Source organism: Flavobacterium sp., from assembly GCF_024305175.1.
In the GTDB taxonomy this organism is placed as follows: Bacteria; Bacteroidota; Bacteroidia; order Flavobacteriales; family Flavobacteriaceae; genus Flavobacterium.
In genome coordinates this window covers 18425-32516 of sequence record NZ_JAMWYY010000034.1, presented here as the reverse complement: position 1 = coordinate 32516, position 14092 = coordinate 18425, and the positions used below count along the sequence as shown (strand labels likewise).

The window sequence follows — 14092 nt, the reverse complement described above, 5'->3', positions numbered from 1 at the left end:
GGTTTACAACAGTATTTGGTACTTTTATTTCTGGCAGGGCCGCCCCGGTAGGTGTTACCAGCTTTATGCCCACATCGCTGATTACCGATTTATATACCATAATTTTAACGATAGCATTATCAGCAGTTAAAACAAAATCTGCCATTCCGTTATCATGAGATGTTTCGCATCCTGCCCATGGCATACCTGTTGCCAGTACCGTATATTTTGCAACCGTAGCCGATGTATTGATTCCGGTCATGCTTGGGTTAGCTACATATTCCAGTGCCGGGTTGGTGTCATTTTCAAATATGTTCCAAGTGTAATCCAAACCTGCTCCCCCGGTTTCAAAATTAATGTTTTCCTGCGCACGGGTGTTTAATGCAAACCCGATAACAAGTGCAGCAAAGTAAATTTTTTTCATAATTATCTGTTTTATTGTTTGTGTTAAACTACAATAAATTCATCAACACTGTTAAAAGTGTGATGATATAATAACTATACATTTAAAACATTAAAATTACTTTGATGTTGTGGTGCTTAAGTCCTTTAAATGTGCGGAGTTTGCTGAATTTGCTTAACCGTGAAAATTGTAATTACAACGTTGTTGTTGTGGTGATGTTGAGGTAAAACATTATATTTTACGTTCTATTACATAATTTACCATAAGTGTTAAAGCATCTTTATATTCGGATGAAGGATAATCCGAAAGTAAAAGCAGCGCTTCTTCACGAAACTCAGCCATTTTTTGTTCAGCATAAGTAAGACCGCCCGTCTTTTTTACAAAAGCAATTACTTCTTTCACCCGCTTTTTATCCTTATTATGATTCTTAACCGAATTAATAAGCCACTTTTTTTCTTCTTTTGAGCACTTGTTAAGCGTATAGATAAGCGGCAAAGTCATCTTTTGCTCTTTGATATCAATGCCTGTGGGCTTACCAATAGAATCTTCTGTGTAATCAAAGAGGTCGTCCTTAATCTGGAAAGCCATTCCTATTAGCTCTCCAAACTTGCGCATCTTTTCAGTATGGTCGCCTTCGGGATTTACCGAGCATGCTCCTAAAGCGCAGCATGCAGCAATAAGAGTAGCGGTCTTCTGCCTTATAATTTCATAGTAAATATCTTCGGTAATATCCAGCCTTCGGGCTTTCTCTATCTGCAATAGCTCACCCTCGCTCATTTCCCTTACCGCTACAGATATAATACGCAACAAGTCGAAATCATCATTGTCTATAGAAAGAAGTAAACCCTTGCTTAGCAGGTAGTCGCCCACCAGCACGGCTATTTTGTTTTTCCATAAAGCATTTATAGAGAAAAAGCCCCTGCGTCTGTTGCTGTCGTCTACCACATCATCATGCACCAGGGTGGCGGTGTGTATAAGTTCTATTACAGAGGCACCACGGTAGGTGCGCTCGTTAACCGTGCCATTACTTACCATTTTTGCCGTAAGGAAAACGAACATAGGGCGCATTTGCTTACCCTTGCGGTTTACAATGTAGTAGGTAATACGGTTAAGCAATGCCACTTTAGAGGACATTGATTCATGAAACTTTTTCTCGAAAAGTTCCATCTCCTTAACTATAGGCTGTTTTATTTGCTCAACAACTTTCATTGTGCCCCAAATGTACGGAAAATGCAGGATTGTATTTTATAAAACAGTTTTAAAAATAATTTTACAGCCACTAAAAAAGCCACCTAAGCGGTGGCTTCATTTTTATTGGCAAGCTGCCCGCAGGCGGCATCAATATCTTTACCGCGGCTGCGCCTTACTTTTACAACTATATCGTTTTGTTCTAAAGCCTTTATGTAGCTTTCTGTAACCTCAGGGTCAGCCTGCTGAAACTCACCATCATCAATGGGGTTATACTCTATCAGGTTTACCTTGCAGGGAACATATTTGCAAAACTTTACAAGGGCATCAATATCAGCTTTTCGGTCATTAATTCCCTTCCATACCACATACTCATAGGTAACACGGCTTTTGGTTTTTGTGTACCAGTACTGCAAAGATTCTTTTAGTTCCTGTAGCGGAAAGTTTTCGCTGAAGGGCATTATGCGCGAGCGTACTTCATCTATAGCTGAGTGCAGTGATACTGCAAGCTTGAACTTAACCTCGTCATCTGCCAGCTTTTTAATCATTTTCGGGATGCCCGATGTAGATACTGTTATCCTCTTGGCAGACATGCCCAAACCTTCGGGAGATGTTATTTTATCTATAGCCTTAATAACATTGTTATAGTTCATAAGCGGTTCGCCCATTCCCATAAAAACAATGTTAGATAGCGGCCTGTTGTGGTAAAGCCTGCTTTCGCTGTCTATAGCTACAACCTGGTCATAAATTTCATCAGGATTAAGGTTACGCATACGCTTAAGGCGTGCCGTAGCGCAGAAGTTACAGTCCAGGCTGCATCCAACCTGGCTCGAAACACAGGCCGTAATACGGGTTTCGGTAGGTATTAGTACCGATTCAACTACAAGGCCATCGTGCAGCCTTACGGCATTCTTAACAGTACCATCATTACTTTTTTGCATCTGGTCTACCCGGATGTGGTTGATAACAAAGTTATCTTCCAGCAGTTGCCGGGTGGCTTTGGCAACATTGGTCATATCCTCAAAAGAATGTGCCCCTTTGTTCCAAAGCCACTCGTAAACCTGGTTTCCTCTAAAGGCTTTATCGCCTCTCGATACAAAAAAATCACGCAATTGCTCCTTCGTCAGCGCCCTTATGTCTTTCTTCTCCGTTTGCATTGCGCAAAGGTAATGAGTATTTTATAAAAACCTGTTTATTCTTTAACAAGCTTAATATTAGCAGTTTTCCCTGCATCGTCTGCCACCTGAAGTATATACACTCCATCGGCTGCCTGAGAAAGGTCAAGGCTGTTGTCGCCCGCGCTAAATCTTCCTGATGCTACAGGCTGTCCCAGCATGTTGTACATCTGGTAGTTGATAGTGTTACTGCCTGTTACAGAAATATTGAAGATACCCTGCGAAGGGTTAGGATATACCTTAAAGGTATCTGCTAATGGTGTTGCTTCCTCAACAGAGTTAGTGGGAATATAATAATTTACTGTAACAGCGTTCGTGTTGCCTGGGTCGAGCCATTCTCTTAGCCTGCTTGTTGAACTGAAACCTGCATTCCATGAAATACCGAACCTGCCGTATATATCACTTCCGCCATTGTCTGTTGTACCGTTACATGCAGCCGTACCTGCAAATAACTGGCCTATAATACGCCCGTTATTATCAAAAAGAGGGGAGCCTGATGAGCCGCCTTCTGTTACACCAAGATCCCAGTCGTTAACCTGCCACATAAATTCGCCGCCACCATTTTGCTTTGTTGGCTGGTTATAGTCACGGCACACCTTCATAATATCTCCTGACGGGTGGTGTATGCCAAATGTAGATGGAGGAACATTATCACTCCTGTCCCATCCTGCCCATACCAAATCCCATGTTGAGGGAAGGTTAGCGTTAATTTCTACAAGGCAAAAATCGGTAGCTTCCCTTCTCGCCCTTAGCGTAGCACCACTTGCGGTTTGGTTAAAGTTAGAATTATTAGTACTGCTTAAAAAGCTTGCACAAACCGGGTTGGGGCTAATCCAGTTAAAACGGAACGCCCAGAATGATGGGTTAGAGTAGCAGTGGTTTGCTGTAAGGAAGTATGGTGTACCGTTGTTGCTTGTGTTGTTTATTAGCGCACCCGAGCAAAAACCTGAACCTCCTGTAACAATCATTGCTACAGACTTTTTATTGATTTCTTTAAGAGCCTGTATGTCATTTATAACGCAATCCACATCATAATTACAGTCACCTGAATCATTAAGGTCCTGCGTAGATTTCGTATAATCTTCACTTGTCCTGTAACCGTGAATAAGCTTAAACACTTCCAGTTTTCCCTGTCCTGCCACTTCAGCCGGTTCATAGTACTCAAGGTATATATCCTCGCCTTTCACCAGCCAAGTACCTAAAACACGCTCTGTATTATTCTGGCTTGAGTCATAAGCGCCAAGCAGGTCGCTCCTGTCATTATTATATAGATAAAGCGTAGCGCCTTTTGGCATATAAAAATCGCTGAATAAAAAATTCATACTCTTTGCGCCTTCGCTGTAAAACCTTATCCTCCATATTTTGCTGCCATCAGCAAGAGTATGCCAGCTTCCGCTGTTATTCAGGTTATAATCAACTGTAAATTCATGGCCAAACCGCCACGGTATATCTTTGCGGCCTTCGTTTGCTTTATCTTCCTCTTGCAGCTTTGCAAGGTCAAAAGCAGGCATTTCTATGGCAGTCAAAGGCTCCATGTTGTTTTGTTCCCAGCTTACAGGCTTACCTTCATTAGTTACCTGAGCTGTAAGAATACAGCCAATGAACATTAACATTAAAGTAATTTTGTATTTCATGATAAATTGAATAATTAATAAAACCGTAAATTTAAGTTAATTATCAATATAACGCCAAAAAGCTTAAGTTTAATATAGTTAAATTGTTGTACAGCTACATTTTTTTAACTTTATACCAAAATTTATACTATGCATTTTATTTCTGAAGAGCTTGAAGACTACACGGCACAACACAGTGAAAATGAACCGGAGCTGCTCGCGCAGCTGAACAGGGAAACACACCAGAAAATATTACAGCCGCGCATGCTTAGCGGCCACCTGCAGGGCAGGGTGCTCAGTATGCTTTCTAAACTGATTAACCCTGAAACTATATTAGAAATAGGTACATATACCGGATATGCAACTCTTTGCCTTGCCGAAGGGCTAAAGCAGGATGGTACTCTTGATACTATAGATAATAATGAGGAACTGTATGATTTTCAGCGGAAATACTTTGATAAATCAGAGTGGGCAACACAGATAAACCAGCATCTTGGCAACGCACTTGAAATAATACCGACATTAAACAGAAAGTTTGACCTTGTATTTATTGATGCCGATAAAGAAAATTACATTAATTATTATGAGATGATAGTACCGCTGATGAACAGGGGAGGGGTTATTATAAGCGATAATGTACTGTGGAGCGGCAAAGTGCTTGAAGAGCTGAAGCCTAATGACAAAAGCACTAAAGTACTCCTGGAGTATAACCGCCTGCTTAAGGAAGACCCAAGGGTTGAAACTGTTTTATTACCTATCAGAGATGGGCTCACTGTTAGTAGGGTGGTCTAAATACTCCCTTTGCATAGGGAAGAATTTATCACGCAGGTAGCGATACAGCAGTAGCATTAAGCTCGCCATTAAAATGCCGTATAAATAGCCCATAAGTATATCTCCCGGATAATGCAACCCCAGGTAAATACGGCTGTAAGCGAATATGAGTGGCCATAAAAATATGAAGCCCATATATTTTAAGTACGGTTTTAATATGCGGTAAAGAAAATAGGCCACCGCCATAGAGTTGGAGGCATGACCTGATATAAAACTGAACGATTTGCGCTTTTGTACCGCCCGCATTATGTCGGTAAGCAACGGGTCGTTACCCGGGCGCAGCCTCTGGAAAGTATTTTTAATAAGGTTTGTGGTTTGGTCGGTAACGGTAATAAGCAAAGCTACAAGCACAATTACAAGTACCGCATGCTTCCAGCCCAGGCGTTTAAAGGCAAGGTATAATATTATGGCAAATACGGGTATCCAGTTAAACTGCTTTGTTATAAACAGCCAGAAACTGTCCCATCCTTCAGAGCCAAGCCCGTTAAGGTAAATAAATACATCTCTGTCGAGTTCCAGAAGCCAGTCCAGCATTAGCGTGATCTTTTTATCGGGCCCGATACATCTTCAACATCCTGCTTAAGCTTATCTACTTCCTGCTGCATATCTTTATGGGCATTATCGGCACCAATTTCAGTAATTGTTTTTTTAATGTCCTGTACTTCGGCACTCCTGTTTATTTCACTTTTAATATCGTTCGTGGCATTCTTAAGCTGCTGCATACCACGGCCTATATTGCGTGCCATTTCAGGTACTTTGTCAGAACCAAAAAGCATCAGAACAAGCAATATAATTACAAAAAGCTCTCCTCCTCCTATTCCGAACATAATCTATAAATTTTTATACAAATGTACATTTATTTACGATTTTTTAGCACCGACGGACTTTTGTTTAACCTCTTTTTAATGATAATTAACGGTTAATCTTCTTCAAATTCAGAAAATTTAGACTTTACCGCTTCTGCAGGCCAAACATTATTACTTATATCAATATCGGCTGTTTTAAGCTCAGGATCTACAGTAATCTTCTTCACAGGCTTTTCTGTAGCAAAAACCCTTGAAGCAGCCTGGTTGTTCTTCTTCCATATCTGCACCGGGAAAATGTGCTTTTCTTTCGTGCCGTCTTCATACTCAAGCTCTGCTATAATCGGCATCAGCATACCTCCGGGCTTATTAAAAGTTACCTCATAAAAGTACTTAGGTGCTTTTAGCTGTTGCCTTTCGGCAGCCGTAAATTTTTCATTTACATACTCTTCAAGCTCTTTAACGCTGTTTATATCCAATGGTTTTTTTAGCCTCTTGTTAAACTCCGGCCCTTCAGAAATCATATATACATACTTAGCGTTTTCAGGTTCGCTTCGTCTCCTGCGCCCTTGTTGCCTGTTATCTTCTTTAAAGCCTTTCGGCTTCTCGTTGCTTACATAAAACTGTTTAACATCGGCAATGCCTATATCTACATAATCAGTACTGTAAAACCAGCCGCGCCAGAACCAGTCAAGATCTACCGCCGAGGCATCTTCCATCGTGCGAAAAAAATCTTCCGGGGTAGGGTGCTTAAACTTCCAGCGGTTCGCATAGGTTTTAAATGCATAATCAAACAGCTCTTCGCCCATTATGGTTTCGCGCAAAATATTAAGCCCTGTTGCCGGTTTAGCATAAGCGTTATTCCCGAACTGGTGTATTGTTTCTGAGTTTGACATGATAGGCTCCAGAAATTTCTGGTCGCCGCTCATATAAGGCACAATCTTGGCTGCCGGCCCACGGCGCGAAGGATAGTTTTCATCCCATTCTTTTTCTGCGAGGTATTGTAAAAAAGTGTTCAGGCCTTCATCCATCCACGTCCACTGGCGCTCGTCAGAGTTCACGATCATCGGGAAATAGTTATGCCCCACTTCGTGTATTATAACACTCATCATGCCATATTTAAGCTGGTCGCTCACAAATCCGTCTTTATCAGGGCGCCCAAAGTTCCAGCATATCATCGGGTACTCCATACCCTGCGACTCTGCCGATACCGATACCGCTTTAGGATAAGGATAATCAAAAGTATATTTAGAATAGGTTTTTAATGTATGAGCAACAACGCGGGTAGAATATTCGCCCCATAGCGGGTTACTCTCTTTAGGGTATACCGATACCGCCATTACCATTTTGCCGGAAAGCTGTACCGCCATAGCATCATATATAAACTTGCGCGAGGTAGAAAAACCAAAATCCCTTACATTCTTTGCGCTGAATCTCCAGGTTTTCTTTTTACTGCTTTTGGTTTTTTCTGCGGCAACTGCTTCTTCCTGCGTTACAATAACAACAGGCTTATCAAAAGTTTTGGTAGCCTGCTCATAACGCCTAAGCTGTGCAGGAGTAAAAACATCGGCACGGTTTTGCAGTTCGCCGGTAGCCTCCATGATATGGTCGGCAGGTACGGTAATGTTTACATCAAAGTCGCCAAATGGTAATGCAAATTCACCTGCGCCCCAAAACTGCATGTTCTGCCAGCCTTCAACATCGTTGTAAACAGCCATACGCGGGTAAAACTGGGCAATAACATATATATTGTTGTTGTCTGCTTCAAAATGTTCGTAACCAGAGCGCCCACCAATAACATGGTAATTATTAATATTATACCACCACTTTATAGAAAAACTTATTTTTTCCCCCGGCTTTAACGGTTTATCAAGGTCAATACGCATCATTGTCTGGTTGATGATGTAGCGCATCGGCTTGCCGTTAACATCATTAACATATTCTATCTTAAAGCCACCATCAAATTCCTGCTCCAGGTAACGGCGTGTAAACCCTTCAGATGAGTAAGATGCATCCACACGCTGGTTCTCTGTCAAAGGGCCTTTGGCATCTGCAGCCCTTCGGTTCTGGTCCAGCTGCACCCAAAGGTATTCTAAAGGCTCCGGCGCATTATTATGGTATGTTATAGTCTCCTTGCCGTATAGTTTGGTGTTAGCATCATCAAGCTCAATATCAATTTTATAGTCGGCTTTTTGCTGGTAATAGGCAGGGCCTGGTGCGCCTGATGCTGTACGAAACATATTTGGCGTAGCCATGAGGTCGTACATCTGGCTGAATTTGTTATTGTCAGTATGGCCGGGTTCGCGTGGTGTTTCCTGTGCCAGTAGCGGCAACGATGATAACAGCGAAATATATAAAGTTCTTTTCATCATAATTAATAGTCAAGCCTTCCGGAGGTTTTTTCATTTGTAAACAAAATGCTCTTTTTGTTACCGTTTACATCGGTATGCACCATATTTTGCTGTTCGTGGTAAGTGTCAAGAAGGGTAGTGTTTTTCATCTCTATACTTTTTACCTTTTCTTTTGCAGCAATGGTAAAATAGCACACCAGCACATCATCTTCGGTTTCTTTACCAAGATATTTTATAGTAACAGGTTTACCGTTTACTTTTATCTGTATGTTTTCAGAAAAATATTTGCCGAGGTATTGCTTTATATCTGCCGCTTCGCGTGAAGTGGCTATGTAGAATTTTTTATCGTACTTTTTTTCAAAAGCACGTTCAAGGTCATCAATAAAAACACGCGATGTCATTTGGATTACCTGCTTTTTTGGCACATAATCGAGTTGGAAGATAGCAACATAAAATTTATGTGTGCCTGCACCCGTTATGGCAAATGCAAGTAAAAAAAGGAAAATAAAGGTTTTTATATGCTTCATTTTCCAAAAATAGTAAAAAGTTATTGTTCTTAACCTATATGTATAGCATACAGCCTTAACTATTAACCGGTGGTGTGCCTTGTTGAGTGTAGTGTTATACTATATCAAGTGTTTTTGCTTTGTTCACTAAGTCAACAAGATTGGTAACATGCAGTTTGGTAAGCAGCCTTAACTTATAGGTGCTTATAGTTTTTTCATTCAGGTCGAGCAGTTTGGCAATTTCCTTATTCTTCTTGCCCTCGCTCAGGTAACGCAGCACTTCAATTTCACGTGAAGACAGTTTACGGTACAGGCGCTCTGATTTTTTACCTTTGTTTAGCAGCGCGAGGTTCTTCTTCACAGCATCGCTAAATACCACTTCGCCTTCATTTACTTTTTTCAGCGCTTTCTCAAGCTCCTCCATTTTAGCGCTTTTATGCACATAGGCAGCTATACCGGCCTTTAATGCGTTTGGCGCATATATCTGTTCGGCAAGGTTGGTAAATATTACTATTTTGGTGTCAGGAAAATCCTTAACCAGCGATTTTACCGCGCTTATGCTTGTAAGCCCTTCAAGCTCAAGATCTATAACTGCGGCATCTACATCTTTTTTAGAGAGCGTGTCTAACAGGCTTTCAAGGTTATTTACAACACCAACAAAACTGAATTCCGGATTTTCCTTAAAATAAGCTTTCATCCCAGAGTGGACGACAGGGTGATTATCCGCTAAGCATAGTTTAATCATGATTTTGCAATTTTTTTGTTAAACACTAATAGTAAATTTAGTAATTAAATTCTTTTTAATTCTTAAAGTATTGTGAATGAAAGAATTTTATTTCAATTCTGCCGGAATTTCGCATACCGGTATGGGGTTCATTTTGTGCTTATTAGCACTATTAAGCCTTTTGTAAATGTTAAACACCTCTTTTTGCGTTCCTTCAAACTGTTCTGTGGTGCTGCCTTTTTCATCTTCAAGCATCGCCCATTCCAACTCGTCATAGCTTGCACCAAGCTGGTCTTCGTCAGACCTGTCATCGCCAAAAAGGCCATCGGTAGGCTTGGCAGCCAGTATGCTTTGCGGTACTCCTATATAACTGCCAATAGCGCGCACTTCGCTTTTCATCAGGTCGGCTATCGGGCTTACATCAACCCCGCCATCACCATATTTGGTATAAAAGCCTACACCAAAATCTTCTACCTTGTTGCCTGTACCGGCTACCAATGCCCTGTTAATACCTGCATAGTAATAAAGGGTTGTCATGCGCAGCCTTGCACGGGTGTTGGCAAGTGTAAGGTTATACAGGTGCTCATCCTCGCTTTGCGGTACCACTTCACGAAATGCTTCAAAAACAGGGGTTAAGTTAGCTTCTGCACCCGATACATTTCTGTATTTCTCTTTTAGCATGGCAATATGTTCTTTTGCCCTTTGCACGTGGCTCTCTGCCTGGTGTATCGGCATTTCTATACATAAAGTGGGTAATCCCGTTTGTGCACAAAGCGCAGAGGTAACAGCAGAATCTATCCCGCCGGATATACCTACAACAAAACCGTTTACTTTTGCGTTAATGGCATAGTCTTTAAGCCAGTTTACAATATAATCGTTTACCGCTTTGGCATTAAACCCCTTAGTGGTTGTCATAATAACAGAATGTATTAGTAGTTAAGGTTTGGTGTATATTTGCACGAATTATTCTATAAAATTACGAAATATAAAAAGAGAGAATCTTAATAAGAATACAAAATAATATTACAAAAATGAAAAATTTTGTGCTCATGCTTGGCCTCCTTACGGTTATGGTTTCGTGTAAGGAAGAAAGTAAAAATGAAGAAAAAGTTGCTGAAATACCGGTAGAGGAAGTTGCGATAGCCCGCTTTGACCAAAAGTTCTTCGGCGGCAAGGCAGAAGACCTGCCGCAGCTTAAAGCTGATTTCCCTTACCTGTTTCCGGAAGGTAATGAAGATGCCGTATGGATTGAAAAGATGCGCGACCCTTTTCAGCTTAAGCTGTATGAGGAAGTGCAGAAGAAATACCCAAACACCAATAAACTGGAAGACGGGCTGGAAAACCTTTTCAGGCATATTAAATTATATTATCCCGAATTTAAGGAGCCGAAGGTAGTAACGTTAGTGTCAGACGACTTGGAAACGAAAGCATTATATGCAGGCGACCTGCTTTTTATACCGCTTAGCCTTTACCTTGGTAATGATAACTACCTGTATGAAGGGTTGCCAAAATATCAGGTAAAACAGTTTGTGCCCGAACAGATACTGCCGGATGTGGTTACTTCTTTCTCTGAAGATAAAATTGCGCCGCCGCAGGACAGGACGTTGCTTTCGCTTATGGTTTACTTTGGTAAAGAGCTCTATATGCAGGATGTGTTGCTGCCGGATGCTACAGATGCAGTTAAGATAGGATACACACCCGAGAACATTGAATGGGCCAATGTCAACGAGGAAGAAATGTGGCGCTATTTTATTGAGAATAAGCTATTGTATGATACCGACCCTAAGCTGCCGGGGCGTTTTATAAACCCTGCACCTTTCTCTAAATTTTACCTTGCGCTCGATAACGACTCTCCCGGGCGCATTGGGCGTTGGCTGGGCTGGCAGATTGTACGCTCATATATGCAAAACAATAAAGATGTACCTTTGCAGCAAATGCTGGCAATGGACGCCAAAACACTGTTTGAAAATTCTAAATATAAACCTAAGAAGTAATGCCCGATAAAAACCTGCACACATCAGAAATTAAGCTTACCATAGAACTTGACGAAAACCGCGTGCCTGAAAAGCTGCACTGGTCTGCACCCGACGGCGGGGTAAATAATGAAGAGTCTAAAGCGATAATGCTTAGCGTTTGGGATTATAAAAACCAGGAAAGCATGCGTATTGACCTTTGGACAAAAGATATGCCTGTTGATGAGATGAAAACATTTTTTCACCAGACGCTGGTTTCTATGGCCGACACGTTTGAGCGTGCCACAGGCGATAAGAAGATGACCGACACGATGAAAGACTTCTGCGATTACTTTGCAGAAAAGCTGGAATTAAAGAAGGATTAATATAAACGCGGCTCAGGCCGCTTTTTTTTATGGAAATTACATTACAACCCTTTAAAGCGGAAGATGTTCCTGCTATAGTTGCCCTTTTCAGGGATACCGTACGCACTGTTAATGCACAACACTACAACGAGGCGCAAATTAAAGCATGGGCGCCCGATGTTATTTATGAAGATAAATGGGCAGAGAAACTACTGAAAAGCCATACTGTTGTTGCATGGTGTAACGATACCCTGTGCGGCTTTGGCGATATTGATGCTACCGGCTATTTCGACCATCTGTTTGTGCATAAAGATTACCAGGGTTTGGGTATAGCCACACTGATAGAAAAAGAAATTGAGAGATATGCCCGCAGTCAGGGGCATAGAGTCATTACCGTTGCTGCCTCTGTCACGGCAAAGCCATTCTTTCTTAAAAAAGGGTACAATGTGGTACGGGAGCAGCAGGTAACTTTTAACGGGCAGGTGTTTACCAACTTTTTTATGGAAAAGGTGTTGTAGGCGTTATGCGCCCTGACGGTTAAATATCTCTTTGTTTATTTCACCAATATATTCCAGCAATGCTTCGCGACCAACAGATTTTGATGAGGAGGTAACAAAGTATTTGGGCATCTCTTCCCAGTCGCCTGTAAGTAGTTTTTCGCGGTAAGCGGCAATGTTTTCTTCAGCCTTTTTTTCAGTGATTTTGTCAGCTTTTGTAAACACTATGCAAAACGGCACCTGTGCTTCCCCAAGATAGTTGATGAACTCAAGGTCAATTTTTTGTGCCTCGAGCCTTATGTCTATCAGTACAAACGCACAAACAAGCTGTTCGCGCTTCTCAAAATATTCGGTAATAAATTTCTGGAACTTCTCCTTTGTTGTTTTAGAAACTTTGGCATAACCGTAGCCCGGTAAATCTACAAGGTACCAGTTGCTGTTTATCTTAAAATGGTTTATAAGCTGGGTTTTGCCCGGCCTGGCAGAAGTTTTTGCCAGGTTCTTGTTATTGGTAAGCATATTGATGAGCGATGACTTACCCACATTACTCCGGCCTATAAACGCATATTCCGGCAGGTTGTCTTTAGGGCATTTCTTTACATCAGAATTGCTTATAATAAATTCGGCGGTATTGATTTTCATAATAGTACATTTTTATGAAAATGCTGCCTAAGCAAAAGGCTACAAATTCATTTTCTTCAGCCACTCGTGCATCAGGCGGTTAAACTCGTCCGGGTGCTCCATCATGGCGGCGTGCCCGCATTTATCTATCCAGTACAGGCTGGAGTTTGGCAGCAGCTTATGGAATTCCTCTGCTACATCAGGCGGGGTTACATTATCATTTTTGCCCCAAATAATGCAGGTTGGCACATGCATTTTAGGCAGGTCTTTAGCCATGTTGTGCCTTATTGCACTTTTGGCTATGGTAAGCGTTTTTATCAGCTTTAGCCTGTCATTGGCTACGGCATATACTTCATCTACAATTTCTTTGGTGGCAACGGCAGGGTCATAAAACACATCGCCTGCTTTCTTCTGAATGTATTCATAGTCGCCGCGGCGCGGGTAGCTGTCGCCCATTGCGCTTTCATAAAGCCCCGAGCTGCCGGTAATAATAAGCCCGAGCATTTTTTCGGGGTACATCTTGGTGTGGTACAGCGCTATGTGCCCGCCTAAAGAGTTGCCTAATAATATTACCCTGTCAAAGCCTTTGTAGGTAATAAAATCTTTTACCCATTTAGCAAAAGCCTTAACATTGGTTTTTAGTATGCTTTGGGTATATATCGGCAATTCCGGTATTATAACTTTATAACCGTGTTTTGGGAAATACTCGGCAACACCGTCAAAATTGCTTAATCCGCCCATAAGGCCGTGAAGTATAATTACAGGTGTACCTTCGCCAGCTTCAAAATAGCTGTATTTACCCTCTATATTAGTGCTTTGCATGTTTTATTCTCAACTGTATCAGGTATCGCAAATATATGATTTTAATGTTTATGCTCAGGTTTTTTATATGCCTGCATTATTTTTTTAAGGTATATAATGCGTAAAGGTCTGTAATTCATTTTTTTATGATAAATATTTAAGTAAAACAGCAAGAAATCACACTTTTTAAAATTCTGCAAAATAAGCATTAAATAATGCTAAAATTTTACAGCCTTTTTACCTATTCCGGCACATCTTAAAAAATATTCGAAAGCATGACTGG

15 protein-coding genes and 1 pseudogene are annotated in these 14092 nt (G+C 41.3%); 4 read left to right on the top strand and 12 right to left on the bottom strand.

All coding sequences use genetic code 11. The features are described from left to right. From Q0K96_RS09655 to Q0K96_RS09640, 4 genes and pseudogenes are all read right to left on the bottom strand, one after another. Window positions 1-403 (bottom strand): annotated as a pseudogene (locus Q0K96_RS09655) (hypothetical protein); the annotation flags it as partial. Window positions 404-613: 210 nt separating this feature from the next. Beyond that, window positions 614-1591: a polyprenyl synthetase family protein gene (locus Q0K96_RS09650; protein ID WP_297333785.1), complete on the bottom strand. Its 978-nt coding sequence runs from the start codon at window positions 1589-1591 to the stop codon at window positions 614-616. Between the two features lie 83 nt (window positions 1592-1674). Then, window positions 1675-2727 (bottom strand): 23S rRNA (adenine(2503)-C(2))-methyltransferase RlmN, encoded by a 1053-nt coding sequence (gene rlmN / locus Q0K96_RS09645; protein ID WP_297333784.1) that lies wholly within the window; start codon window positions 2725-2727, stop codon window positions 1675-1677. A gap of 35 nt (window positions 2728-2762) precedes the next feature. Next, a complete protein-coding gene (locus Q0K96_RS09640) occupies window positions 2763-4358 on the bottom strand; it encodes a T9SS type A sorting domain-containing protein (protein ID WP_297333783.1) in 1596 nt (531 codons plus the stop codon). Between the two features lie 150 nt (window positions 4359-4508). On the opposite strand from Q0K96_RS09640, the gene Q0K96_RS09635 reads away from it, so the two are divergent. Further along, on the top strand, window positions 4509-5150 hold the full coding sequence (locus tag Q0K96_RS09635; RefSeq protein ID WP_297333782.1) for an O-methyltransferase: 642 nt from the start codon (window positions 4509-4511) through the stop codon (window positions 5148-5150). Here the strand turns inward: Q0K96_RS09635 and Q0K96_RS09630 are convergent. The 6 genes from Q0K96_RS09630 to nadE all read right to left on the bottom strand — a co-directional run bounded on the left by Q0K96_RS09630 (window position 5109) and on the right by nadE (window position 10488). Further along, the gene (locus tag Q0K96_RS09630) at window positions 5109-5723 is read right to left on the bottom strand and encodes a phosphatase PAP2 family protein (RefSeq protein WP_297333781.1); all 615 of its coding nucleotides are present in this window, start codon (window positions 5721-5723) and stop codon (window positions 5109-5111) included. The two genes, Q0K96_RS09635 and Q0K96_RS09630, sit on opposite strands and share 42 nt — an antisense overlap. Then, a complete protein-coding gene (locus Q0K96_RS09625; RefSeq protein ID WP_223054388.1) occupies window positions 5723-6016 on the bottom strand; it encodes a twin-arginine translocase TatA/TatE family subunit in 294 nt (97 codons plus the stop codon). The genes Q0K96_RS09630 and Q0K96_RS09625 overlap by 1 nt, the downstream gene beginning before the upstream one ends. Window positions 6017-6108: 92 nt before the next feature. After that, a complete protein-coding gene (locus Q0K96_RS09620) occupies window positions 6109-8361 on the bottom strand; it encodes a M1 family metallopeptidase (RefSeq protein WP_297333786.1) in 2253 nt (750 codons plus the stop codon). A 5-nt stretch (window positions 8362-8366) separates the two neighbouring features. Then, a complete protein-coding gene (locus Q0K96_RS09615; protein WP_297333780.1) occupies window positions 8367-8870 on the bottom strand; it encodes a DUF6702 family protein in 504 nt (167 codons plus the stop codon). 94 nt (window positions 8871-8964) lie between these two features. Then, complete coding sequence (locus Q0K96_RS09610; RefSeq protein ID WP_297333779.1) at window positions 8965-9594, bottom strand: response regulator transcription factor; 630 nt, start codon at window positions 9592-9594, stop codon at window positions 8965-8967. Window positions 9595-9681: 87 nt separating this feature from the next. Continuing rightward, window positions 9682-10488, bottom strand: a complete 807-nt coding sequence (gene nadE / locus Q0K96_RS09605) for an NAD(+) synthase (protein WP_297333778.1) — start codon at window positions 10486-10488, stop codon at window positions 9682-9684. A 116-nt stretch (window positions 10489-10604) separates the two neighbouring features. On the opposite strand from nadE, the gene gldB reads away from it, so the two are divergent. From gldB to Q0K96_RS09590, 3 genes are read left to right on the top strand one after another with little or no spacing between them, the layout of a single operon-like run. Beyond that, on the top strand, window positions 10605-11567 hold the full coding sequence (gene gldB / locus Q0K96_RS09600; RefSeq protein WP_297333777.1) for a gliding motility lipoprotein GldB: 963 nt from the start codon (window positions 10605-10607) through the stop codon (window positions 11565-11567). Continuing rightward, window positions 11567-11911 (top strand): gliding motility protein GldC, encoded by a 345-nt coding sequence (gene gldC, locus Q0K96_RS09595; protein WP_297333776.1) that lies wholly within the window; start codon window positions 11567-11569, stop codon window positions 11909-11911. The genes gldB and gldC overlap by 1 nt, the downstream gene beginning before the upstream one ends. Before the next feature lie 29 nt (window positions 11912-11940). After that, window positions 11941-12408: a GNAT family N-acetyltransferase gene (locus Q0K96_RS09590; RefSeq protein WP_297333775.1), complete on the top strand. Its 468-nt coding sequence runs from the start codon at window positions 11941-11943 to the stop codon at window positions 12406-12408. 3 nt (window positions 12409-12411) lie between these two features. Here the strand turns inward: Q0K96_RS09590 and yihA are convergent, their stop codons facing one another. Continuing rightward, the gene (yihA, locus tag Q0K96_RS09585) at window positions 12412-13029 is read right to left on the bottom strand and encodes a ribosome biogenesis GTP-binding protein YihA/YsxC (RefSeq protein ID WP_297333774.1); all 618 of its coding nucleotides are present in this window, start codon (window positions 13027-13029) and stop codon (window positions 12412-12414) included. 39 nt (window positions 13030-13068) lie between these two features. Beyond that, the gene (locus Q0K96_RS09580) at window positions 13069-13830 is read right to left on the bottom strand and encodes an alpha/beta hydrolase (protein ID WP_297333773.1); all 762 of its coding nucleotides are present in this window, start codon (window positions 13828-13830) and stop codon (window positions 13069-13071) included. Window positions 13831-14092 lie beyond the last annotated feature (262 nt).